The organism is Kitasatospora sp. NPDC048540 (genome assembly GCF_040651175.1).
Taxonomy (GTDB): Bacteria; Actinomycetota; Actinomycetes; order Streptomycetales; family Streptomycetaceae; genus Kitasatospora.
In genome coordinates, this window is sequence record NZ_JBEZIR010000088.1 from 1 (window position 1) to 23438 (window position 23438).

Here is a 23438-nt window from a genome sequence, read left to right on the forward strand (position 1 = left end):
GGGTGTGGGGGTACGCCACACCCCACGGTTTCACCCTCCTCGAACCGGATCCGGACGCATTCACGGAGGACCCCGCGATGTGGAGCGAGTACATCTCCATCGCCACCCTGCCGACCCGGCCCGTACAGCCGTCGCCCGTAGCGCCGTCGCCCGTGCTGCCAGCGCCCGTACCGTCGTCGAGCAGGATCGCTCCGAGGCCGGTGAGGCGGTCGACCTCCGCCTGCGGGTCACCGCCGGCGGGTGTGACGAGGTCGAAGTGCAGGCGGCTGCGCCCGGCCTTCGGCATCAGGGGCGGGCCGCCCCAGGTGAGCTTCGGGCCGCCGAGCGGCGAGCGGATCGCGGTCTCCTGCTCCTGGTCCCAGACCAGCGGCCAACCGAGCGCCCGGTTCCAGAAGTACCCGACCTCCTGCGATCCGTCGCAGGCGAGCGCCCCGAGGAAGCCGCAGCCGGCGAGGAACTTGTTGCCCGGCGCGATGACGCAGAACTCGTTGCCCTCGAGGTCGGCGAGCACCACGTGCCCCTCCTCCGGGCGCTGACCGACGTCGATGTGCCGGGCACCGAGCCGCAGCGCCCGGTCCACGACCGCCTGCTGGTCGTCCGCGGAGGTGCTGGTCAGGTCGAAGTGCATGTGGTTCTGGACGGTCTTGCGCTCCTCGGACGGGAGGAAGCGGAGCCGGAACCCGGTGTCGTCGTCCGGCAGGACCGTGAGGCCGTCGGCGGGGGCGCCCGGGGAGTCGTCGGTCAGCTCGCGGCCCAGCAGGTCCGACCAGAAGCGGGCGAGACGGCGCGGGTCGTTCGCGTCGAAGCAGAGTGCGTGGAGGTGCGACGTCATCCCCGGACATCTCCGATCACAGGGGCCGTTGGGCAGGTGCTGGCAGGTGCTCGCTGGAGCCTGCCCAGACGGGGCCACGCGGTCAACTCATTAACGGTTCCGCTGCGGTGCACCGCCGAGCGGCGGCCGGTGCCCGGCTCGGGGGCCGACCGAGGGGCCCGTATGCTGGGCGGGTGACACCGAGATCCGAGCAGGGGCCAGTGCTGCGCGCGGACGCGGCGCGCAACCGGGCGCTGGTGTTGCGCATCGCCCGCGAGCAGCTGGCCGCCGGTGACGACTCGCTCCAGCTGAACGCCATCGCCAGGCTTGCCGGTGTCGGCGTGGGAACCGTGTACCGGCACTTCCCCAACCGTCACGCGCTGCTGGAGGCCCTGTCCGCGGAGCGGTTCCAGGAACTGGTCCTGGAGGCCAGGGCGGCCGCGGCCGACGAGGACGCCTTCGCGGGTCTGCGCCGCCTCCTGCGGTTCACCCTGGCCCGCGCCCTGGAGGACACCGGCTTCGCCGCCGTGCTCGAGTCCGCCAACGACGCCGAGGCGCACACCTCGGCGATGAAGGCCGAACTCGACGACGCGGTGGCCCGACTGCTCGACCGGGCCCGCCTGACCGGCGTGATCCGGCCCGGCCTGCGAGCCGGCGACGTCCGCCGGCTGCTGTGCGGCATCGAGCACGCGGTCCGCTCCGGCGACGACGACTCCGCCCGCGCCGGGGTCTACCTCGACATCCTGCTCGAAGGCCTGCGCCCCCCTCGCTGACCCCCCTCGCTGAACCCCCCTCGCTGAGCGCCGCTCCCCGATGAAGTCCCCTGCGTGCGGCGCCGGAGCAGGCCGCGGTCAGCTAAACGGATAGGTATCCGATTGTGCTAGCGTGCCCCCATCGAAACGGATTCGTATCCGCTTTCTGTGGATGCGGCGACGAAGGGCAGAGCCATGGAACAACGAGCGGTCATCACGGCGGGAACCGGCGGCATCGGCCTGGAGACCGCCATCGCCCTGGCCGAACGCGGGCTCGCCGTCACCGTGGTCGGCCGGGACGCCGGGCGCGGCGCCCGCGCGCTCGAACGGATCGCGGCCACCGCCACCGGCGCCGAACCCCGCTTCCTGGCCGCCGACCTCGCCTCGCTCGCCGAGGTCCGGGCCCTCGGCGCCCGGCTGGCCGCCGAAGGGCCGCTGAAGATCCTGGTCAACAACGTCGGTGCGATGTTCGCCCACCGGCAGCGGACCGTCGACGGCATCGAGGCGACCTTCGCCGTCAACCACCTCTCGCCGTACCTGCTGACCGAACTGCTGCTGGACCGGCTCCGGGCCGGCGGACCCAGCCGGATCGTCAACGTCAGCTCCGGCGCGATCCGGGTCGCCAAGCGCACCTTCGACGCCGTCGAACCGCCCGGCGGCTACTACGGCTTCCACTGGTACGGCCGCGCCAAGCTCGCCAACCTGGCCTACACCCTCGACCTGGCCGAGCGCCTGCGCGGCACCGGCGTCACCGTCTTCGCGGCCGACCCCGGCGGCGCCGCGACCGACATGACCAACGGCACCATGACCTCACCCAGGATCGTCTCCCCGGGGCTGCGCCTGCTGTGGCCCCTGGTCCGGCGGACCTTCGAACGCTCCACCGCCGGCCCCGCGTCCACCGCGGCCCGGCCGTCCGTCTTCGCCGCCACCGACCCGTCCCTCGACGGCCGGACCGGTCTGCTCATCGGCCCCGACGTCCGGCCCGTCCCCGCTTTCCGCGGCAGCACCGACCGCCGGACGGTCGACGACGTGCTGAGGCTCAGCCGCGAGCTGGCGCCCGTCCCGGCCACCGCGTGACCGCCTGAGCGGTCCCGGGCGCCCGTACGGCGGTTCGGGCGGACCGCTCCCGGTACGGTGCATCCCGTGACGGCGGAGACGGGTGCGGGTACGGATGCGGACGGGTGGGAGTCGCGGCACCGGGCCGCGTACGGGTGCGGCTCGTGGGAACGGGCCTGCGCTCAGGGCGCGGTACTGACCGCCTGGCACCAGGAGCAGGACCCGCTGGCCGGCGCCGCCACCCGACGGGGGCCGTCCGGCGCACCCGGTTCCCCGCCGAGCCGGCCGAAGTGGCCGAAGTGGCCGTGGGGGAGCGGCCCGCACACCGTGGCCCTGGTGTTCTGGCAGGCCGCGTACGAGGCCGGGATCCTGGTCGACCAGGTCCCCCTGGCCGACGCCGTCCGCCGCTGCGGCACCGGATCCGGCCCGCCGGCGGCCGGTCCGCTGCCCGAGGCCGGTCTCGGCGGCGGTGTCGGGTTCGGCAGCCCGGAGTCGGTCGCGGGCGTCGGGCCGATCCTGCGGGCCCACGCCACGGCCGATCTCCCACGCCCGCGCCCCGCCGGGACACGGCTGACACTCGGTCACCGGGTCCGCGAACTGCGGGCGACACCCGACTGGGACGGCGGCGACTGGCCGGCCGCCCTCGCCCGGGCCCGCCGGGCCATGCAGCGGGCGGACGACCTCCGGGAGCAGGGCATCCGGCACCCCACCGCCGCGGAACGGGCCTGCTGCGGACGGCTCCGGCTGGACCGGGCACCGGCCCGCGGACCCGCGACCTGGCGGGCACGGGCCTCCTACCTGGTGGACCTCGCCACCCGGCTGTCCGCCGCCGCCGACAGCCTGCCGGGCGACGACCGGGGCGAGCCGGGCCCGGCGGCCCAGGTGCTCGGAGCCGTGGCCGGTGCGTGCGCCCTGCTGTCCACCGCCGTCGAGGAGATCGACCACCTGTGGGCGGCCGAGCCGCAGGAACCGGCCGACCCGGCCGGCTGGGAACTGCTCCACGTACCGGGCCCGCTGCTCACCCAGACCGAGGAGACGGAGGACCTGGTCCAGGCGGCCTCCGTCTTCCTCTGGCTCCTCGCCTGCAGCTGAGGTACGGAGCCGGCCCCTGCCGGCCTAGCGGGTGCCGAGCCGGTGGGCGGTGCCCTCGGCGACGGCCCGGAGCTTGTCCGGGTTGGCGACGTTGTGGATGGTGGTGATGCGGCCCTCGGCGTCGAAGTCGAAGGTCACGGTGGCGATCACCCGGCCGCCGCCGCTGAACAGGATCCCGGGGCCGCCGTTGAGCTCGACCAGGGCGGCGTCCATGTCGGCCGGCTCGATGCCCTGGTAGGTGACGGTGCCGATGGCGGCGAACCAGCCCGCCACCGTGGCCGCGCCCACGACCGGGCGCATCGCCTGGCGGACCTTCCCGCCGCCGTCGGTCCACAGCGTGACGTCCGGGGACAGCACCTCCAGCAGGGCGTTGACGTCACCCCCGGTCGAGGCGGCGAAGAACCGCTCGGTGACGGCGCGTCGGCGCGCCCGGTCGGCGGTGAAGCGCGGACGGCGGGCCCGGACGTGCGCCCGCGCGCGGTGCGCCGCCTGCCGCACCGCGGCCTCGGACCGCTCCACCGCCTCGGCGATCTCCGCGTGCCGGAAGCCGAAGACCTCGTTGAGCACGAACACCGCGCGCTCCAGCGGGCTCAGCGTCTCCAGCACCACCAGCATCGCCATCGACACCGACTCGGCGTCCACGGCCGCGTCGGCCGCGTCCCCGCCGGTCAGCACCGGCTCCGGCAGCCACGGCCCCACATAGGTCTCCCGCTGGTGCCGGGTGGAGCGCAGCCGCTCCAGAGCCAGGTTCGACACGATCCGTGCCAGGTACGCCTTGGGGTCGGCCACCTGCGACCGGTCGGCGGCCGACCACTTGATCCAGGCGTCCTGGACCGCGTCCTCGGCATCGGCCGCGGTGCCGAGGATGCGGTAGGCCACCGAGAACAGCAGCGCACGGTGCTGGAGGAACACCTGCTGGCCGGGGTCGGCGGACGGCCGGGTCACCGCTGCCGCCCGACCCGGGTGAAGCGGCCGCCGCGCGGCCAGAGCGCGCCCGAGGCGGGCATCTTCCTCATCCGGCCGTACGTCGGCCAAGGTGCGGCGGTCACCACCTCTTTGTACCAAGCCGCCCGACGGCCGGTCAGGTGGACCCGGCGCGGGCTGTCGTCGGGCCGGGTGAACTGGACGACGGCGTCGTGCCGTCCGAGGCTCACCGGCGTGTGGTAGTACCCGAAACGGAACGGCCGGGGCCGCCGGCCGGCCAGCTCGCGCAGGATCGACACCGCCGCGTGCACACCGGTCGGCATGCCGCCCTGGCAGGTGCCGTGCATGACGCCGTAGTGCTGGCGGACGGCCGCCGCGTCGCCCACGGCGTACACCGCCGGGTGGGACACCGACCGCAGCGCCTCGTCGGTGACCACCCGGCCGCGTTCGTCGACGCCCAGCCCGGCGGCGGCCGCCAGCGGCGACACCCGGGTACCGCTGGTCCACAGGACCACGTCGGCGGGAACGCTCTCCCCGCCGGCCAGCTCGACCGCCCCCGGCAGGACCTTCACCACCTCGACGCCGCTGCGCGCCCGCACGCCCAGGCGGACCAGCGCGGCCCGCAGGTACGCCCCGGCCTTCGGGTTCATGGCTGCGCCCGGCTCGGTCCGGCCCAGCAGTACGACCCGCAGGCCCGGGTACTGTTCGGCGATCTCCGCGGCCGACTCGATGCCGGTGAGGCCGGTGCCGACCACCACCACCGTGCCGCGGCCGCTGCCGCTGCCGTTGCTGTTGCCGAGATGTGCCAGCCGCCCGGCGAGTACCTCGGCGTCCTGCGCGCCGTTCAGCGTGTGGGCGTGCTCCTCGACGCCCGGTACCGAGGCGGTGTCGGCGACACCGCCCAGCCCGTACACCAGGGTGTCGTAGGGCAGCACGCGGTCGTCGTCGATCCGGACCGTCCTGGCGTCCGCGTCGACGGCCGTCACCCAGCCGCGTTCGAACCGTGCGCCGGTGCCGGCCAGCATCTCCGGGATGCTCAGGTGGGCGACCTGCTGCCCGGTGCCGGTCAGGTGCAGCCGCATCCGCTCGGTGAACCGTTCCCGGGCGTTCACCACGGTCACCTGCACGTCCGCCCGGCCCCGGGTCCGGGCCGCGAGCTGGACCGCCGCGGACATCCCTGCGTAGCCCGCGCCGAGGACCACCACCCGGTGCGCGGTCGTGGCCCCTGCGGTGCGTCGCTCGTTCATCGTTCCGCCTTCCTCCGCCTGCTGCTGATGACCACGGGATGGAAGATGCCGGGCCGTTCGTGACATCCGGCCGGTGTGACGTGCGACACAGGCTCGCCGGGCCGGGGCGCGGTGGGGCTCCCGGTCGGGGCCGGCGGTCAGGTCCGGGCTCGGTCGAGGAGGCGGGCCTGGTCGAGGAGGCGGGCGGCCAGGTCCTCGGCGGGCCCGGCCGCCGGGCCGCGGCGGCGGCGGGAGAGGGCCAGCCCCAGATGGCGGCACGGGCCCGGCCCGGCCAGCGGGAGGGCGACCAGCCCCGGGTGGCGGGTCAGGCCCAGTTCGGGGATCAGGGCGATACCGACGCCGGCGTGGACCAGCGACTGGGCGAAGTCGTAGTCCGTCGCGGTGCAGCAGATCTGCAGCTCGATGCCGGCCAGCTCGGCGTACCGGGTGACCTGGGCGGCCGACGCCCGGCAGCCGAGGATCCAGCGCTGGTCGGCGAGTTCGGCCAGGCGCGGCGGTCGCGACCCGGCGCGGAGCGCGGCCGGGTGGCGGCGGGGCAGGACGACGTGGAGCGGGTCCGCGCCGAGCGGCGTCCAGTCCAGGCCGGACCGGTCGCCCGGCCGGGCGGGCGGCGGGCCGTCGAAGTGGTACGCGAGGGCGAGGTCGGCCCGGCCCTCGCGGACGGCCGGCAGGCTCTCCTCGGGCTCCGCCTCCAGGACCGTCAGCGCCACTTCGGGGTGGTCGGCGAGGAACCCGGCCAGTGCGGCGGGCAGCAGCCGGCGGCCGGCGCTCGCGAACGTGGCGACGGTGAGCGTCGTCCGTTCGGCGGTCAGGCGGTCCAGGCGCTGCTGGGTGTCGGCGAGTTCGGCGGCGATCGCGTCCGCGGCCTCGACCAGCAGCCGGCCCGCGTCCGTCAGCGTCACGCCACGGGTGGACCGTTCGACCGCGGGCACGCCGAGGCTCCGCTCCAACGCGGCGATCTGCTGCGATACGGCCGACGGTGTGCAGTGCAGCTCCTGCGCCGCCCGGTTGAAGCTGCCGTGCCGGGCGACCTCGCGCAGCACGGCCAGCCGCTGGACGTCGATCAACAGTTCTCCTTGCGATGGGGTGTGCCGATCGACACTACCGCTGTGGAACGGCCGGGCGCAGACTGATCACCGATGGCGCCGAGACGGGAACGAGGCTGTGCGATGGATGTGTGCGTGATCGGCGGGAGCCGCCACTTCGGGCGGAGGCTGATCGGGGACCTGCGGGACGCGGGGGCGGCCGTGACCGTTGTCAACCGGGGCTCGACGCCCGCGCCGCACGGCGTGACCCGGCTGATCGCCGACCGCGACGACGAGGGCGCGCTGCGCTCGGCGCTCGCCGGCCGGTCCTTCGACGTGGTCGTGGACCAGGTCTGCTACTCGCCGCTCCAAGCCGCCGTCGCCGCCCGGGTCTTCGCCGGGCGCACCCGGCGCTACGTCCTGACCTCCACGGTCGAGGTCTACGCAGGGCTCGGCCGGCCGGGCGCGGCGCCGCTCCCGGAGTCGGCCGTCGATCCGGCCGCCCGGCCGGTGGATCTGCAGCTGCCGTGGGCGGACGAGCGGTTCCGGGCGGAGCACTACGCCGAGGGAAAGCGTCAGGCGGAGGCGCTGCTCGCCCGGCAGGCGCCGTTCGAGGTCGCCGCCGTCCGCACCGCGCACGTCCTCGGCGGCGCCGACTTCACCGGGCGTCTGGCCCACTACGTCGAGCGGATCGGGCGCGGTCTGCCGGTGGTGGTGCACGCCGAGCCGCGGCCCGCGTCCTTCGTCCACGAGCCGGAGATCGCCCGCTTCCTGGCCTGGGCGGCCGCCGCGGACTTCACCGGCCCGGTCAACGCGGCCTCCCACGGGACCTTGGACGCCCGCGAGTTGGCCGCCGCGGTGGGGCGGGTGGTCGGTGCGGAGCCGGTGCTCGCGGTCGGGGCCGGCGAGGAGGTCTCGCCGTTCTCCTTCGACACCTGCTACCCGATGGACACCGGCCGCGCGACCCGCCTGGGCTTCCCGTTCTCGTGGGTCGCCGACTGGCTGCCACAGGTCATCGAGGAGGCCCGGGTGTGAGCAGGCCCGGGTGCGAGCAGGCCCGGGCCTGAGGCACGTCCCGGCGGCCCGTCCCCGGGGCCACCGGGGAACGGGCCGCCGCGACCGGCGGCGGTGGTCAGGACACCGCGGTCCAGGACTGGCCCGGGGCGGCCGTGTTGGCGGTGTTGGTCACCGCCCGTGAGCCGGCGCCGGGGCCGGCGGTGTCGAGCACCAGGCCGGTCGCGACGTTGGTGATGGTCAGTGCGCCGGTCGTGGTGGACTGGACGACCCGCCACTCCTGCCAGGGGTTGCCCGGCGAGTAGTCCAGCAGGTAGGCGCTGTTGCCCGGCGCGCTGCCCGCGGCGAGCACCGTGTGCACATGGGTGCCGGTGAAGCAGTTGTCACTGATCCGCACGGTGCCGTCCGGGTTGGCGGTGAAGGTCCACATCTCGGAGGTGTGGGTCGGCCACCAGGTGTTGACGTCCGCGGCCGAGCCCACCGGCGAGCTGCAGGTGCCCTCGACCTCCAGGACCTGGCCGCCGGTGCCGCCGGCGGACAGCGCGTGGTAGCGGCCGTCGCCGACCAGTGCGGCCGGGACGGTGGCGGGCAGCGGGGACAGCCGGTACAGGGCGGCGCCGTGCGGCGGCAGGTACGCGCTCAGAGTGCCGCCGCCCGCGGTGGTGACGTCGGCGCCGGCGCCGGTCCACAGCTCCTTCGCCGAGTAGCCGGGGCCGCCCGCGCCGATCGCCGACAGGCTGGTGGAGACCGTCCGGGCGGTGCCGCCGTCCTGGTTGAGCAGCAGGACGGCGAGGTCGCCGCCGGCCAGCTGGCGCCTGAGCACCACCGGGTCGGTGGCGCGGTTCGGCGGGCCGCCGACCAGGGTGGCGGGCTTGCCGAGCGGGTCCTGGTCGACCGCGATGACGTCGCGGTTCTTGTACACCGTGAGGGCGGAGTCCGAGATGCCGGTGGACCAGGTGTAGCCGTCCCGGTTCTGGACCGTCTGGGCGGCGGTGCGCAGGTCCGCGCCGGAGATCAGCGGTGACGCCATCATCGACAGCACCGACATCTCGGTGCGGGACTCGTCGTCGGTGAAGGGCTTGTGGCAGACGCAGGTGTCGGCGGGCGTGCCCCACAGCGCGTAGGCGTACTTCCAGCCGGTGAACATCATGTCCATGTCGTTCCAGCTGCCCGGGCGCACATTGGCCGGGTACTCCAGCGCGGTGCGCAGCTGGCCGTTGTACAGCACGCCGTCGATCTCGCTGTCGCGGTCGCCGCCGATCCGGCAGAGGTTGGCGACCTGCCCGCACCACACCCCGGTGGGGGCGTAGCCCGGGGCCTGGAAGGCGGGGGTGCCGGCGGCCCGGATGACCGGGTCGGTGCGGGCCGGGTCGTCGGCGGCCAGCAGGTACGGCACCCCGGAGTGCACGGGCTGGGCGGAGACGCTCAGCGTCACCCGCGGGCGCCCCTGGGCGGCGGAGGCGGCGTCGAGCTCGCGCTGGAAGGTCTGCACCCGGGCGTACATCGAGCGGGTGAGCTCCTTGCCCTCGCCCTGGGTCCAGTAGTTGTGGCCGTCCGGGCCGATGATCTGCGGGCCGTAGGGGCAGTCGTCGTACTTGACGTAGTCGACGCCCCAGCCGACGAAGTCGGCGGCGTCGGTGCTCTCGTGGCCGAGGCTGCCGGGGTGGCCCTGGCAGGTGGTGTAGGTGTCGGTGCTGTAGAGCCCGAACTTCATGCCCTTGGCGTGGGCGTACCGGGCCAGGTACTCGATGCCGTTGACGGTCCGTCCGTCGACGGTGCGGGACGGGAAGTTGCGCGGGTCGGGGATCAGGTGGCCGGTGGTCGGGTCGAGGCCGCCGCCGTCGGTGCCGCTGACCGGGTTGCCGGCGGCGTCGTAGAGCTGCATCGAGCCGTCGGGGTGGCGGACCAGGTCGGTGCTCTGGCCGGTGCGGTGCATCAGTGACCAGCCGTCGTCGATGGTGACGGTGTCGTAGCCGGCCGCGGCCAGGCCGTTGGCGGCCATGAAGTCGATGGTCTGCTCGACCTGCTGCTGGTCGACCTGGGTGCCGAGGGCGTTCCAGGAGTTCCAGCCCATCGGCGGGGTGAGGGCGGCGCCGTTGGCGAGGGCCGGCGCGAGGGCGGGCGGTGCGGCCGGGGCCGGTGGTGCGGCCTGGGCGGACGCGCCGGAGGTGACGGCGAGACAGGGGGCGGCCAGCGCCAGCGTCAGCAGGACGCTTCTCAGGGCGTTGGTCCGGCGCCGTGCCGGGGGTGCAGAGGGCATGCGGGCGCTCCGGAGGGGTGGGGGAGGGTGGGGGTGACAGAAACGAACAGAAGGTCGCCTGTCGCTCGCGCGCTCCGGTGTCGGACGGATGGCTTGCGGGACAACGCTTCTGACGGGGGCTTGCTGGGTGGAGTGTAATTGCACATGCGACATGGCAATAGGGGTCGCGCGGAATTCTGTGCGGTCCTGCTGGATTGTGTTCACTTGCCTGCTGGAGCTGCCGCGGCGGTCCGGCGGCGGCGGATGCGGCCGTCCGGGGCATCGCCGCGCGTGGCGGGGCGGGCGGGACGGGGTGGCGGCGGCCCGGGGAGGAGACTCGCGGTGACCTGCTCCGCGCCGCGGCGGAGCGGCGCGGCGGCGAGGGAGTCCGAGATGGCGGAGGCTTCGACGGGCGGGCCGCAGGGCGCAGGCACCGAGGGGACGGCCTACCGGCAGGAGTTGCGGCGTTCGCTCGGCTCCTTCCAGGTCTTCGCGATCTCCTTCGCGTTCATCTCGGTGGCGGTCGGCATCTTCGCGACCTTCGACGAGGTGCTGCAGACGGCCGGGCCGGTCGGGATCTGGCTGTGGACCGTCGCGGCGGTGGGGCAGACCCTGGTGGCCCTGGTGGTGGCGCAGTTCGCGGCCCGCATCCCGCTCAGCGGCTCCTCCTACCAGTGGGCGTCGCGGCTGGGCAGCCCCAGGGCCGGCTGGTGGTTCGGCTGGCTGACCTTCTGCTACCTGGCGATCGCCGTGGTGGCGATCGACAACGCGCTGGCGAGCCTGGCCCTGATGCCGCTGGCCGGCCTCGCGGCGGACGAGGACACCGCGCGCCTGATCACCCTGGCGGTGCTGCTGGTCCAGGCGGTGGTCGCGATCGCCTCGACCCGGCTGGTCAGCTGGATCAACTCGGCCGCCGTGGGGCTGGAACTGACGCTGGTCGTGGTCGTCGCGGTCGCGCTGGTGGTCGCCGTACTGGTGACCGGTGACGGTTCGCCCGGCAACCTGGTCTCCCGGGGTGTGGCCGCGGGGTCCCCGGACTACTTCGCCGTCGGCGGCGGGCTGATGCTCTCGATGATCATGGGCCTTGCCACCCTGGTCGGCTTCGACTCCGCGGCCAACCTGGCCGAGGAGGCGAAGGACCCGTTCCGCAGCGTCCCGCGCGCGATCGTCGGATCGGTGGTGGCGGCCGGGATCCTCGGCATGCTGTTCCTGATCACGCTGACCGCCGCCATCGAGGACCTGCCCCGGATCAGCGCCGAGGGCTCCCCGGTGGCCGCGATCATGCGCGACCGGCTCGGACCGGTGGCGGAGAAGACGCTGCTGGCCGCCGTCTCGATCGCGTTCTTCGGCGCCGGGACCGTGGTGCTGGTCGCCTGCTCGCGGCTGATCTTCGCGATGTCCCGCGACGCGCGGTTCCCCGCCCACCGCTGGATGCGGCGGGTCAACCCCCGGACCCGGACCCCGATCCCGGCCACCCTGCTGATCCTCGCGCTCGGTGTCGTCCTGATGGTCGCGCTGCCGGGGGCGGCACTGCTGCAGCTGATCACCTCGTCGACGATCCTGCCGGCCCTGATCTACGGCGCGACGATCGTGCTCTACCTGGCCGTCCGAAGACGCCTGGACCGCCGGGCGGGCGCGTTCGACCTCGGACGCCTCGAACTGCCGGTCGCCGTCAGCGCCCTGGTGTGGACGCTGATCGCGCTCTTCGTGCTGGTGACCCCCGAGGACGCGCCGACCTCCGTGGTGATCGTGGCCGGACTGCTCCTGCTGGGCGGCCTGTTCTTCCTCGGCATGCTCGCCGCCGGCGGCCGGGCGCTGGAGGCGGTGCCCGAGGACGAGGACACGGCCGTGCGCTGACCCCGAGGGCGGTCCCCGGCGGCCCGCAGGCGGCCCGTTCCACCACCGATGTAGCGCCGATGCAGCGGGAATGCAGCCGGGATGCACCGGGGATGCGGTGGCGATGCAGGACGGATGTTCGAACGTTCGAGGCTGGGCGCCGTGACGACGACGACCCCCGCCGGGAACTCGACCGTGCTGTACGAGTACCGGCGCAGAGAGCTGATCGAGCCGGACTGGCGGCGGTTCCCGCTGTGGAGCCAGGTCACCGCCGAGGAGTGGCGCGACCCGCAGTGGCAGCGCGCGCACTGCGTCAAGAACGTGCGGCAGCTGCGGGAGGCGCTCGGCCCGGGCGCGGGCGAGACGTTCTACGAGGACGTCGCCCGCGACCAGGAGCAGTTCGCGACCATGTCGCTGCTGCTGCCCCCGCACGTGATCAACACCATGAGCCCGCACGGCCCGCCCACCCCCGACACCCTGTACGCCGACCCGGTGCGGCGCTACATGCTGCCGGCCGCCTCCGACCGCGACCCCGAGTGGCCCAGCCACCCGGTCGCCAGCCGCGACTCGCTGCACGAGGCCGACATGTGGGTGGCCGAGGGCCTGACCCACCGCTACCCCACCAAGGTGCTGGCCGAAGTGGTCGCCACCTGCCCGCAGTACTGCGGCCACTGCACCCGGATGGACCTGGTCGGCCCGGCCACCCCCGCCACCCCCAAGTACCGGTTCGCGCTCAAGCCCGGCGACCGCCTCGACCGGATCGTCGAGTACCTGCGGGCCACCCCCGCCGTCCGCGACGTGGTGGTCTCCGGCGGCGACACCGCCAACCTGCCCTGGCCCCGGCTGGAGGCCTTCCTGCTGCGGCTGCTCGACATCGAGAACATCCGCGACATCCGGATCGCCACCAAGGCCCTGGTCGGCCTGCCGCAGCACTGGCTCGCCGACGACGTCCGGGCCGGCATGGCCAGGGTCGCCGGGCTCGCCTTCAGCCGCGGCGTCAGCATCGCCGTGCACACCCACGCCAACGCCGCCCAGCAGGTCACCGCCTCCGTCCAGGAGGCCGCCCGGGCGATGCTGGAGGCGGGCGTGCGCGACGTCCGCAACCAGGGCGTCCTGCTGCGCGGTGTCAACGACAGCGCGCCCGCCCTGCTCGACCTGTGCTTCGCCCTCCTCGACGGCGGCGGCATCACCCCGTACTACTTCTACCTCTGCGACATCATCCCCAACAGCGAGCACTGGCGGACCTCGCTCGCCGAGGCGCAGCGCCTCCAGGACGCCATCATGGGCTACCTGCCGGGCTTCGCCACCCCCCGGCTGGTCTGCGACGTCCCCTACGCCGGCAAGCGCTGGGTGCACCAGGTCGAACGCTACGACCGCGAGCTGGGGATCTCGTACTGGCGCAAGCACTTCCTGACCCTGCTGGACGCCGACGACCCGCAGGCGCTGGAGCGGCTCCACGAGTACCACGACCCCATGCACAGCCTCCCGGAGTCCGGCCGGGAGCACTGGCGCAGCCGGTTCGACCCCGTCCTCTCGGTATTGGAGCGCAGCTCATGATGCTGTTCAACGACCCCGCCGCCGCAGCCGCCTTCACCGCGGCGCACGGCCGGCTCCAGGAACTGGAGGCCGGCGGATTCGCGCCCGAGCTGGTCCGCGAGGTGCAGCGGGAGAAGCTGGCACTGCTGTGGGACCGCGCCGCCGAGGCGCCCTACTACCGGGACGCTCCCGGCGTCGCCGCCCGCGACCTGGACGCGGTCGAGCCGACCGCCAAGGACCGGCTGAAGGCCGGCCCCGCCGACTTCGAGCGCCCCGGCCTCGAACGGGTCGTCAAGTACTACGAGAGCTCCGGCTCCTCCGGCACCCCGACCCCCACCCCGCGCCTCGCCGAGGACGTCATCCACAACGTGGTCGGCGTCGCCCCGCTGTGGCGGCGGGCGCTGGGCGCCGACCCGCGCCGGGTCGCCGTCCTGCTGCCCTCGGACATCGTCCCGGTCGCCGACTTCGTCGCCGGGGTCTGCGAGTACCTCGGGCACGCCGCGCTGCGCTGCTACCCGTTCACCACCGGGATGTGCGACTTCGACCGGCTGGAGCGGCTGTTCGCCGGCTACCGGCCCGAGGTGCTGTTCGCCGCCCCCGGCGTGCTCACCCAGTGGACCCGGGTGCTCAAGAGCCGCGGCGCGCTGGCCGCCGTCCGCGCGCAGGTACGGACCGTGATGCTGCTCGGCGAGGTCTCGCTGCCGGCCCAGCGCGCCAAACTGGCCGCCGACTGGCAGGCCGAGGTGTTCGACGCCTCGTACGGCTCCACCGAGACCGGCACCATCGCCGCGACCTGCGAACGCGACCGGCTGCACCTGCTCCCGCACGGCCACATCCTCGAACTGCGGGACGGCGACAAGCTGGTACCGGCCGAGCCCGGCGCCACCGGCGAACTGGTCGACACCCCGCTGAACAACTTCGCCCGCCCGCTGCTGCGCCTCGCCACCGGCGACGTCGCCGACATCGCGGCCGAACCCTGCCCCTGCGGCCTGGCCCTGCCGACCGTGCACATCCACGGCCGCAGCTCCGACCGGGTCGAGATCGGCGGCACCACCGTCGACGAACGCCTGATCGGCTCGATCGTCTACCAGGACCACCGGGTCACCGGCTACCTGATCCAGGTCCAGGCACCCGCCGCCCGGCTGGTCCTGGAACGCGACGTCGACGTGGAGGACACCGACGACGCGCTGGCCGCCGACGCCCGCGAACGGTTCGCCGGCACCGGCATCCACTGGGACGACGTGCTGGTGGTCAGCCAGCTGCCCGCCGTCACCAAGGCCGGCGGCAGCCAGAAGAACTGGAAGCGCACCAATGTGATGGTCGCCCGGTGAGCCCCGCGAGCCCCCTGACGCTGCTCGCCGACGGCGGCGCCCGGCAGGGCGAGGCCGACCTGTGGTGCAGCTACGCCGCCGTCCGCACCCTGCACTGGCTCGGCGAGAAACCCGCCCGGCCCGAGGACACCGTCGCCTTCCTGACCTCCCGGCAGAACGCCGACGGCGGCTTCGCCTGGCAGCGCGGCCTGCCCTCGGACGTCTGGGCCACCTACTACTGCGCCCAGGCCCTCGGCGACCTCGGCCACCCGCTGCCCGACCCCGCCCGGCTCGCCGACTGGCTGGCCGGCACCCGCACCGCCGACGGCGGCTACGCCATGACACCCGGCCAGGGCGCCGACATCTGGGCCGTCTACTACGCCACCCGGGTGCACCGCGAGGTCCTCGGCCGCCCGGTGCCCGACCCCGAGGCGCTCGGCGGCTGGCTCGCCGCCACCCAGCACCCCGACGGCGGCCTCGGCTGGAGCCCCGGCAGCCGCACCCCCGACGTCCGGGCCGGCTACTACGGCGCCCTCGCCTGGCGGGCCGCGGCCGGCGACGCACTCGGCCCCTGGGACACCCCGGCCCTCACCGGCTGGCTGCAGGACCAGCAGGACACCGGCGGCGGCTTCCGCTTCGGACCCACCTCCCAGCCGTGCGCCTGGGCGGCGTTCCGGGCCGTCCGGGCCCTGGACGCACTCGGCGCCGCCCCCCGCGACCCGGACGCGCTGCGCCGCTGGCTGGCCGACCGCCGGCTGCCCGGCGGCGGCCACGAACGCTGGGCCGGGTACGGACGCGCCGACGTGTGGTCCGCGTTCAGCGTGGTCGGCGCCCTCCAGACGCTCGGCGACCCGATCGGCCCGGACCACCGGGCCGAGATCGCCGACCAGGTCCGCGGCTGCCAGCTGCCCGGCTCCGGGTTCACCTACACCGAGCCCGGCCGGGCCGGCGACAGCCTCGCCACCGCCGCCGTCACCATCCTCACCGCGCTGCGGCCCGCCGGCGGCCCCGGCACCCCCGACAGCCTGGTGCGCTGGCTGCGCGGCGCCCACCTGCCGTACGAGGACGGCGTGATGTACATGCCCGGCCGGGGCGCCGAGGTGCGCTGCACGCTCTGGGCGGTGGAGGCGCTGGCCGCCGTCGGCGAGAGCCTGGACACCGAACGCCTCGGCCGCTGGGTGCACGGCCTGCAGAACACCGACGGCGGCTTCGGGTACTGGCTCGGCCGCGGCTCCGACCTGGTCTCCACCGTCAGCGCCGTCGAGGCGCTGGCCGCCGCCGGACTCGACCCCGCCGGCCGCACCGACGCCCCCGCGGTGCTGCGCTTCCTGGCGAGCTGCCGCCACCCGGACGGCTACGGCCAGGTCCCCGGCGCCGAACCCACCCTGGCCGCCACCGCGCAGGCCGCCCGGGTGCTCGACCTGCTCGGCGAGCACGGGCCCGCCCGCGACCTCGGCGCGGGCCTCGCCCACCGGGCCGGACCGCTCGGCGGCTTCGGACCCACCGCCCGCGGCCTGCCCGACCTGCTGTCGACCTACCAGGCCGTGCTCACCCAGCGGGTGCTGGGCCTGCCGGTCGACCTGGACGGGCTGCGCCGGTTCCTGGCCAAGGTCCGGGTCGGCTCCGGCTTCGCCTGGAGCCCGCTCAGCCGCCAGCCGGCCGGCCTGCTGGCCGCCTGCCTCGGCGAGCAGCTCGCCGCGCTGGCCGCCAGCGACGCCGCTCCCGCCCGCCTGCTGCGGCTCAACCTCTGACCCCGACCACCCGAAGGGGAGTCCCACCGTGCCGACCACCAAGGTCGAGACCCCGCTGTCCGATCCGCTGTTCGAGCGGGAGGTCGCCAAACGGCTGAGCTTCTGGTGGCGCCAGCAGGGCGTCGACCTCAACCACGTGCTGACCCGCTTCGCCGACCTGCCCGGCCACCGGGTGTTCAGCGGCCCGTTCCCGCTCGGCGGCGCCCCCGGCGAGGACCTCGCCACCAACCTGTTCGCCCTCGTCACCTGCGTGGTTTCGCACGAGCGCGACGCCGCCTTCCGGCGAAGCTACGCCCTCGCGGTCCGGGCCGCGCTGAGCACCCGGATCCCGGTCGACCGGATCTTCGTCTCGTTCGAACCGACCGACCCGGCCGACCACTTCACCCCGGGCACCGCCTGGGCCGAGCCCACCCAGGAGACCCCGTGAACGCCACCCCGGCCACCGCCGCCCCCCTGCGCGACCGCCTCAGGGAGGCGCTGGCCACCCTGCTGGGCCACCCGCTGGCCGCCGCCGACGACGAGGTCTCGCTCGCCGAGATCGTCCCCGAACGCTACGACAGCCTCGGCGTCCTGGACGCCGTCGGCCTGGTGGAGAAGGAGTTCGGCGTCCCGGTCGACCTCGTCGTCGACGACCTGCGCTCCACCTTCTTCAGCGTCGCCACCATCGCCGCCCTGATCGAACGCAAGCAGCGCGACGCGGCCGTCCTCGGACTGCTCCCGTGACCGTCCACCGGCCGGACGCACCCGTCGCGTTCGCCACCTCCGGCTCCACCGGACCCCCGCAGCAGTGGCTGCGCGACCCCGCCCAGATCGACGCCGAGGCCCGCCTGCTGACCGCCCTGTGCGCCGACGGCGGCATCGACGGCGTCCTCAGCTACGCACCGCCCCGGCACCTGTACGGGCACCTGATGGGCCTGGCCGTCCCCCGGCTGCTGGACGTGCCCTGCCTCCAGGCCGGCCTGACCGCGCCGCTGGCCAGGACCGTGACCCGCTGGCGCCGCCCGCTGGTCGCCGCGGTGCCCGCCGCCTTCGCCGTGCTCGCCCGCTGCCTGCCCGAACTGGCCCGCGCCGAGCGGATCGTACTGGTGCACAGCAGCGCCGTGCTGCCGGCCGGCGCCCGCGAGCTGGTCGCCGCCCTCGGCGAACGGGCCCGGCTGGTCGAGCTGTTCGGCTCCACGGAGACCGGACTGATCGCCACCCGCAGCGGCGGCGCGGGGGAGTGGACCCTCGCCGAGGACACCCGCTTCGCCCCGGAGCAGGAACAGGAGCAGGCCCGGGACCGCCGGCCGGACGGCAGCCGGCTGCTGCGGGTGACGAGCCCCCGGCTGGCCCGCCGCCCGGGCGAGGAGGTCCCGGCCGCCACCGCCACCGGCGACCTGGTCACCGCACCCGACGAGCGGACCTTCCACTGGCACGGCCGGGCCAACCGGCTGGTCAAGGTCAACGGCGTCCGGGTCGACCTCGACCACCTCACCGCCCGCCTCGCCGCAGCCGTCCCCGGCGTCGCGCTCGCCTGCCGGGCCGAACCGGACCCGCTGCGCGGCGAATGGTTCTCGGTGCACGCCGCCACCGACGACCCTGGCCTGCTGGCCCGCCTCGCCGCCGCCGTCCGCGCGCTGCCCGCCGCCGAACAGCCCCGCGCCCTGCACCCGCTCCCCGCGCCCGCCCCACCCACCCGGGAGGTCCGATGAACGACACCGACGCCGCCCTGCGCACCCTTGCCCGCGCCGCCACCAGGTTCCCGCACTTCCGCGACAAGTACCGCGCGCTCGACCTGACCGGCGACTTCGACGTCAGCGCGCTGCCCGAGATGACCCGCGAGGACGTCACCGCCGCCGCCGAACAGGCCGCCGCCCAGCGCCCCCGCCCCGCCTCCGCGTACCTGTTCACCAGCGGCGGCAGCACCGCCGAACCCAAGCTCGCGTGGATCCCCACCGAGATGCACCTCGGCGAACTCACCCGGCACTGGCAGCCGCTCGGCCCCACCGACGTCCTCGCCAACCTCGCCAGCCCGGGCCGGCTCTGGTCCGCGCACTACTGCTACAACCGGCTCGCCGAACTGGCCGGCGCCGACGTCATCGGCCTCGGCTACATCGCCGACGAGGAACTCGGCCAGTGGCTGGACTTCCTCACCCGGCACGGCACCACCGCCGTCGCCGGCACCCCCTCCCAGCTGCTGCGCATCCTGCGGTACTGCGAGCGCACCGGCCACCGGTTCGCGAGCACGCTGCGGGCCGGCATCTGGTTCGGCGAGCCCTGCGACCCCGCCCTGCCGGAACTGCGCGACCGCGTCGCCCCCGGCTTCGGCCTGTGGGGCAACTACGGCTCCACCGAGACCTGGGTGATCGGCCACAACGGACCCGACTGCCCGACCGACACCTTCCACCTGGTGCCCTACCAGCACGTCGAACTGGTCGACGGCGCCGTCCTGGTGACCACCCTGCACCCCGGCGCGGTCGCCCCCGTCATCCGCTACCGGATCGGCGACCGCGCCGAACCCGTCACCTGCCGCTGCGGCCGCCCCGGCGACACCCTGCGGATCGCCGGCCGGGAGAGCTCCCTGGTCAAGTTCGCCGGCACCCTGGTCAGCCCGCAGCAGCTGGTGCAGATCGCCAAGGAACTGCCGGGCGTGCACGCCGCCCAGATCGTCCTCACCGGCGCCGCCGGGATCGCCGAGCAGCTGGAGGTCAGGGTCGTCGCCGACGCCGCCGTCACCGACGAGAGCGTCCGCGCCCACCTGCTCGCCTCGCAGATCGACCTCGGCTTCGCCCTGCGCGGCGACGACGAGGAGTTCCGGATCCGGCGCGCCGACGAGCTGAGCGCCAACCCGCGCACCGGCAAGACCCCCGACCTGCTCTGGGCGGCGGCCGGCTGATGCCCACCCAGGACCGACCGCTCACCGTCCCGCCCGACCTGCTGCTGCCGCTCGCCGAACGCCGCCGCCGCCTCGACACCGGCGCACTCGACCCCGCCGCCTACCGCGCCACCCTGCTCGACCACATCCGCCGCACCGACCCGCTGGTGCGCGCCTTCACCGACTGGCGGCCCGCCGACACCGCCGACGCACCCGTCCCCGAGACCACCTCGGTCAGCTACAAGGACACCATCCACGTCGCGGACCGCCCCACCCGGCTCGGCATCCGCAGCGGCTACCGCGACTACCCCGCCCACTCCGCCGAGATCGCCACCCGCCTCGCCGCCCGCGGCCTGACCTGCGTCGGCAAGGTCACCACCACCGAATGCGCGCTCGGCACCACCAAACCCAGCAGCAACCCGCGCCACCCGCACGTGTCCACCGCCGGGTCCTCCTGCGGCTCCGCCGTCGCCGTCGCCGCCGGCTTCTGCGACGTCTCGGTGGGCAGCGACTCCGGCGGCTCGCTGCGCTGGCCCGCGATCTACTGCGGCGTCACCGCCCTGCGCGCCACCCCGCACCCCGCCCTGCTGGCCGGCGTCCACGCCGTCTCCCCGAGCATGGAATCGGTCGGCCTGGTCACCCGCACCGCCGCCGACCTCGGCTGGCTCTGGCGCCACCACGCCCTCGCCGACTGCTTCGGCGCCGTGCCCGTCACCGCACCCCGGCAGCTGCGGTACGCCGCCGCCGCGCCCCCCGGCGAAGCCCTGCACCCGCAGGTGGCCGCCCTGCTGGACGCCGTCCACCGGGTCCTCGCCGACCACGGCCACCGGCCCGTCGCCCCCGACGGCCTGGACACCGTCTGGGCACTGCGCGCCCCCGCCGGCGAACTCCTCGCCCGCGAGGCCCACGACAGCTACGCCCCCGTCCTCGACGCCCCCGGCGTCACCGTCGGACCCGACACCCTGGCCGCCGTCCGCCGCGGCGCCACCACCGACGACACCCGCCACGCCGCCCTCAAGGACGGCCAGGACCGGGCCGAGAAGCTGCTCACCGCCCTGCTCACCGAACAGATCGACATCCTGGTGCTGCCGCTGGAGGCCGGCCTGCCCGACCTGGCCGGCCCGCCCGCCGCGAGCACCCTGACCGGCGGCGCCCTCGACAGCACCGCCCCCGGCGGCGGCGAACTCACCCTGATCGCCAACTACGCCCGGCTGCCGGTGCTGGCCCTCCCGCTCGCCCTCAGCGAGCAGGACTCCCCGCTCGGCGTCCAGGTACTGGCCGCCCCCGGCCACGACGACCTGCTGGTCGCCGTCGCCGAAACCCTCGAAGACCTGGCCGGGGCGATCGCCCACACGATGAGACGGACGGCACACGCATGACGACAACACCGACCGAGACCGGCACGGTGGTCCTGCTCGGCGCGATGCTGGGCGGCCGCTACCCCGAACTGGTCCCCGCCGCCCGGCGCCGCGGCCTGACCGTGCTCGGCATCGACGCCGACACCCCCCGCGCCCGCCGCTTCGACCAGGCCCGCCGCGAGCAGCCCGACCACCCGCTGGCCGGCCTCGCCGAGCTGGCCTGGCTCCCCGGCGAGCGCCACGAGGAGATCGTCCAGCAGATCCTCGACTGGCAGGCCGCCGGACACACCATCCGGGCCGTCGTCCCGTTCGGCGAGGACTACGTGGAGGCCACCGCCGTCGTCGCCGACCTGCTCGGCCTGCCCGCCCCCGGCCTGCGGGCCGGCCGGGTCTGCCGCAACAAACTGCTCCAGCGCCGCTACCTCGCCGACTGGAGCCCCCGCTCGGTCCTGCTCCCGCCTGCCGAACGCGCCGAACGCGCCGCCGCCTGGACCCACTACCCGGCCGTCGTCAAACCCCTCGACGGCCAGGCCAGTTCCGGCGTCGAACGGGTCGACGACCCCGCCGCGCTCAACGCCGTCCTCGCCGACCGCGACACCGCCGAACCGCTGCTGGTCGAAGAACTCGCCCACGGCCACGAGGTCTCCGTCGAATCCCTGGTCCAGCACGGCGAGCCGGTCTTCGCCGCCGTCACCGGCAAGCGCACCAACGAGGGCGAGGACGGCGCCGCCCGCTGGTTCGTCGAACTCGGCCACACCGTCCCCGACCCCGACCTGGACGACGCCACCCGCGCCGCCCTGCTCGACGTCAACGCCGCCGTCCTGCGCCGCCTCGACTTCCGCGACGGCATCGCCCACGCCGAGTACCGGATCGCCCCCGACGGCACCGTCCGGCTGATGGAGATCGCCGCCCGGGCCGGCGGCGACAACATCCTCACCCTCTACCACCTGGCCACCGGCGCCCCGCTGGAGGAGGCGATGCTCACCGTCGCCCTCGGCGAGCCCACCCGCTACCCCGAGCCGCGCCGCTACGTCCGCCAGGTCTACCCCGAGCACACCCCCGGCGTGCTGCGCGACATCACCGCCCCCGGCCTGGACACCGAGGTCAGCTGGCTCGCCGACCGCTGGATGTGGCCCGCCGTCAAGCCCCTCGACGACGAACCCGGCGCCATCCACATGATCGTCGCCGGCCGCTCCCGCGGCGACGAACTCGCCGCCATCCGCGCCTCCTCCGACCGCTCCGCGATGTACGTCATCGACGCCCCCACCCCCGCCGAACTCGACGCCCTGCAGGCCCGCGTCGACGCCGCCCTGACCGTGGAGGTCGAACCCCGTGGCTGACTCCCGCGCCCAGACCCTGCGCGGCCTGGTCCGCGAACGCCTCGACCCGCTGCGCCCGCCCGGCTACCGCCGGATCGCCGCCGCCATGCTGGTCACCAACATCGGCAACGGCATGCAGTTCATCGCCAACTGCCTGCTGGTGCTCCAGATGACCGACAGCCCCCGGGCGGTCGCCCTGGTGCTGCTCACCGCGGCCATCCCCGGCGTCTTCTTCGGCCCGCTGATCGGCGTGGCGATCGACAGGTTCGAACGGCGCTGGGTGTTCGTCTGCGCCGACCTGGTCTCCGTCCTCACCCTGGCCACCACCGTCACGCTCCAGGCCACCGGCCACCTGAGGACCTGGCACGTGTTCGTGATGGTCTTCGTGCTCGGCCTCACCGAGTCCACCGCCGTACCCACCGGCACCACCATGGTCCGCGAGATCGTCCCGGTCCAGAAACTGCTCGCCGCCAACGCCACCACCGGCGTCGCCGTCCAGATCGGCAACGTCATCGGCACCGCCGTCGGCGGCTTCCTGATCGCCGCCTCCTCGGTCACCTGGGTGCTCGGCATCAACCTGGTCTCCTTCACCGCCTCCGCGCTGTTCGTCTCCGGCGTCCGGAGCACCCGCACCATCACCAAGGACGGCGGCGACGGCTGGCGCGAGACCGTCCGCCGCGCCGCCGCCGGCTTCACCTACCTGCGCACCCACCCGGCGACGCTGCCCTCGTACACCATGCTGCTGGTGCTGTTCGCCGTGCTGTACATGATGAACACCCTGGTCGCGCCGTACGCCGAGAACGTGCTGGAGGTCGGCGCCAGCGGCCTCGGCTTCATCGACGCGATGTTCGCCGTCGGCGCCATCCTCGGCGGACTCGCCCTGCCGCTGCTGACCGCCCGCTTCAACCGCGACCGGCTCGCCTGCTACGGCCTGATCGGCATGGGCCTGACCCTGATCCTGCTCTGGCAGGCCGACGGACTCGCCCAGCCGATGGTCTTCTACGCCCTGGCCGGCATCAACTTCCAGGCGTTCTACATCTTCCGCACCCGGGTCCAGGAACAGGTCCCGGTCGACATCCAGGGCCGGGTGATGGCCCTGCTGATCACCACCGTCGGGATCTGCCGGATGGGCGTGTACATCGTCCTCGCCGCCTTCGTCTCCACCCTGACGCTCCGGCTGATCTACCTGTGCTGCGGCCTGGGCGTGCTGATCCTCGGCATCGTCATGACCACCAGCACCATCGTCCGGCGGGTCGAGTCCCGGCCCCCGGAGAACGAACCCGAACTCGCACCCGCCGGAACCGGAAGGTAACC

At 74.6% G+C, this 23438-nt stretch carries 19 protein-coding genes and 1 pseudogene; 15 read left to right on the forward strand and 5 right to left on the reverse strand.

The window, feature by feature from the left end:
• Nucleotides 1–163: 163 nt before the first annotated feature.
• A pseudogene (locus AB0D08_RS28105) lies at nt 164–832 on the reverse strand (VOC family protein); the annotation flags it as partial.
• A gap of 173 nt (nt 833–1005) precedes the next feature.
• On the opposite strand from AB0D08_RS28105, the gene AB0D08_RS28110 reads away from it, so the two are divergent.
• From AB0D08_RS28110 to AB0D08_RS28120, 3 genes are all read left to right on the forward strand, one after another.
• The gene (locus AB0D08_RS28110; protein ID WP_051813020.1) at nt 1006–1584 is read left to right on the forward strand and encodes a TetR/AcrR family transcriptional regulator; all 579 of its coding nucleotides are present in this window, start codon (nt 1006–1008) and stop codon (nt 1582–1584) included.
• A 174-nt stretch (nt 1585–1758) separates the two neighbouring features.
• Nucleotides 1759–2640, forward strand: a complete 882-nt coding sequence (locus AB0D08_RS28115) for an SDR family NAD(P)-dependent oxidoreductase (protein ID WP_359892756.1) — start codon at nt 1759–1761, stop codon at nt 2638–2640.
• A gap of 66 nt (nt 2641–2706) precedes the next feature.
• Complete coding sequence (locus AB0D08_RS28120) at nt 2707–3711, forward strand: hypothetical protein (RefSeq protein ID WP_033821894.1); 1005 nt, start codon at nt 2707–2709, stop codon at nt 3709–3711.
• 24 nt (nt 3712–3735) lie between these two features.
• Here AB0D08_RS28120 and AB0D08_RS28125 read toward each other — a convergent pair whose 3' ends face one another.
• The 3 genes from AB0D08_RS28125 to AB0D08_RS28135 all read right to left on the reverse strand — a co-directional run bounded on the left by AB0D08_RS28125 (nt 3736) and on the right by AB0D08_RS28135 (nt 6949).
• Entirely contained in the window at nt 3736–4656 is a 921-nt protein-coding gene (locus AB0D08_RS28125) for an RNA polymerase sigma-70 factor (protein WP_033821895.1), read from the reverse strand.
• A complete protein-coding gene (locus AB0D08_RS28130; protein WP_359892759.1) occupies nt 4653–5882 on the reverse strand; it encodes an FAD-dependent oxidoreductase in 1230 nt (409 codons plus the stop codon). The genes AB0D08_RS28125 and AB0D08_RS28130 overlap by 4 nt, the downstream gene beginning before the upstream one ends.
• Nucleotides 5883–6019: 137 nt before the next feature.
• Nucleotides 6020–6949: a LysR family transcriptional regulator gene (locus AB0D08_RS28135; protein ID WP_033821905.1), complete on the reverse strand. Its 930-nt coding sequence runs from the start codon at nt 6947–6949 to the stop codon at nt 6020–6022.
• 102 nt (nt 6950–7051) lie between these two features.
• Here AB0D08_RS28135 and AB0D08_RS28140 point away from each other — a divergent pair, with 102 nt between their 5' ends.
• Nucleotides 7052–7942, forward strand: a complete 891-nt coding sequence (locus tag AB0D08_RS28140; RefSeq protein WP_359892762.1) for a reductase — start codon at nt 7052–7054, stop codon at nt 7940–7942.
• A 97-nt stretch (nt 7943–8039) separates the two neighbouring features.
• On the opposite strand, the gene AB0D08_RS28145 is transcribed toward AB0D08_RS28140, so the two are convergent.
• Nucleotides 8040–10181 (reverse strand): alpha-galactosidase, encoded by a 2142-nt coding sequence (locus AB0D08_RS28145; protein WP_359892763.1) that lies wholly within the window; start codon nt 10179–10181, stop codon nt 8040–8042.
• Nucleotides 10182–10553: 372 nt separating this feature from the next.
• Here AB0D08_RS28145 and AB0D08_RS28150 point away from each other — a divergent pair, with 372 nt between their 5' ends.
• The 11 genes from AB0D08_RS28150 (at nt 10554) to AB0D08_RS28200 (ending at nt 23436) form a co-directional block, all read left to right on the forward strand.
• Complete coding sequence (locus tag AB0D08_RS28150) at nt 10554–12017, forward strand: APC family permease (protein WP_359892766.1); 1464 nt, start codon at nt 10554–10556, stop codon at nt 12015–12017.
• A gap of 141 nt (nt 12018–12158) precedes the next feature.
• Nucleotides 12159–13553, forward strand: coding sequence for a lysine 2,3-aminomutase (locus tag AB0D08_RS28155; protein ID WP_359892769.1), 1395 nt, complete (start codon nt 12159–12161; stop codon nt 13551–13553).
• Complete coding sequence (locus AB0D08_RS28160) at nt 13550–14863, forward strand: AMP-binding protein (protein ID WP_051813963.1); 1314 nt, start codon at nt 13550–13552, stop codon at nt 14861–14863. The genes AB0D08_RS28155 and AB0D08_RS28160 overlap by 4 nt, the downstream gene beginning before the upstream one ends.
• On the forward strand, nt 14860–16593 hold the full coding sequence (locus AB0D08_RS28165) for a prenyltransferase/squalene oxidase repeat-containing protein (RefSeq protein ID WP_051813962.1): 1734 nt from the start codon (nt 14860–14862) through the stop codon (nt 16591–16593). The genes AB0D08_RS28160 and AB0D08_RS28165 overlap by 4 nt, the downstream gene beginning before the upstream one ends.
• A gap of 28 nt (nt 16594–16621) precedes the next feature.
• On the forward strand, nt 16622–17020 hold the full coding sequence (locus AB0D08_RS28170; protein WP_033824278.1) for a hypothetical protein: 399 nt from the start codon (nt 16622–16624) through the stop codon (nt 17018–17020).
• Entirely contained in the window at nt 17017–17316 is a 300-nt protein-coding gene (locus tag AB0D08_RS28175; RefSeq protein WP_051813961.1) for an acyl carrier protein, read from the forward strand. Before AB0D08_RS28170 ends, AB0D08_RS28175 begins: the two co-directional genes overlap by 4 nt.
• On the forward strand, nt 17313–18284 hold the full coding sequence (locus AB0D08_RS28180; protein WP_051813960.1) for an AMP-binding protein: 972 nt from the start codon (nt 17313–17315) through the stop codon (nt 18282–18284). The genes AB0D08_RS28175 and AB0D08_RS28180 overlap by 4 nt, the downstream gene beginning before the upstream one ends.
• The gene (locus tag AB0D08_RS28185; protein ID WP_359892772.1) at nt 18281–19468 is read left to right on the forward strand and encodes an AMP-binding protein; all 1188 of its coding nucleotides are present in this window, start codon (nt 18281–18283) and stop codon (nt 19466–19468) included. Before AB0D08_RS28180 ends, AB0D08_RS28185 begins: the two co-directional genes overlap by 4 nt.
• On the forward strand, nt 19468–20826 hold the full coding sequence (locus tag AB0D08_RS28190; RefSeq protein ID WP_359892775.1) for an amidase: 1359 nt from the start codon (nt 19468–19470) through the stop codon (nt 20824–20826). The genes AB0D08_RS28185 and AB0D08_RS28190 overlap by 1 nt, the downstream gene beginning before the upstream one ends.
• Entirely contained in the window at nt 20823–22145 is a 1323-nt protein-coding gene (locus AB0D08_RS28195; RefSeq protein ID WP_359892777.1) for an ATP-grasp domain-containing protein, read from the forward strand. The genes AB0D08_RS28190 and AB0D08_RS28195 overlap by 4 nt, the downstream gene beginning before the upstream one ends.
• Nucleotides 22138–23436 carry an MFS transporter gene (locus AB0D08_RS28200; protein WP_033824277.1) on the forward strand — a complete coding sequence of 433 codons (1299 nt, stop codon included), beginning with the start codon at nt 22138–22140 and terminating at the stop codon, nt 23434–23436. Before AB0D08_RS28195 ends, AB0D08_RS28200 begins: the two co-directional genes overlap by 8 nt.
• Nucleotides 23437–23438: the final 2 nt, after the last annotated feature.

Coding starts and splice junctions, on each gene's coding strand:
- AB0D08_RS28115 (WP_359892756.1), top strand. CDS start 1,759: ATGGAACAACGAGCGGTCATCACGGCGGGAACCGGCGGCATCGGCCTG.
- AB0D08_RS28130 (WP_359892759.1), bottom strand. CDS start 5,882: ATGAACGAGCGACGCACCGCAGGGGCCACGACCGCGCACCGGGTGGTG.
- AB0D08_RS28140 (WP_359892762.1), top strand. CDS start 7,052: ATGGATGTGTGCGTGATCGGCGGGAGCCGCCACTTCGGGCGGAGGCTG.
- AB0D08_RS28145 (WP_359892763.1), bottom strand. CDS start 10,181: ATGCCCTCTGCACCCCCGGCACGGCGCCGGACCAACGCCCTGAGAAGC.
- AB0D08_RS28150 (WP_359892766.1), top strand. CDS start 10,554: ATGGCGGAGGCTTCGACGGGCGGGCCGCAGGGCGCAGGCACCGAGGGG.
- AB0D08_RS28160 (WP_051813963.1), top strand. CDS start 13,550: ATGATGCTGTTCAACGACCCCGCCGCCGCAGCCGCCTTCACCGCGGCG.
- AB0D08_RS28185 (WP_359892772.1), top strand. CDS start 18,281: ATGAACGACACCGACGCCGCCCTGCGCACCCTTGCCCGCGCCGCCACC.
- AB0D08_RS28190 (WP_359892775.1), top strand. CDS start 19,468: ATGCCCACCCAGGACCGACCGCTCACCGTCCCGCCCGACCTGCTGCTG.
- AB0D08_RS28195 (WP_359892777.1), top strand. CDS start 20,823: ATGACGACAACACCGACCGAGACCGGCACGGTGGTCCTGCTCGGCGCG.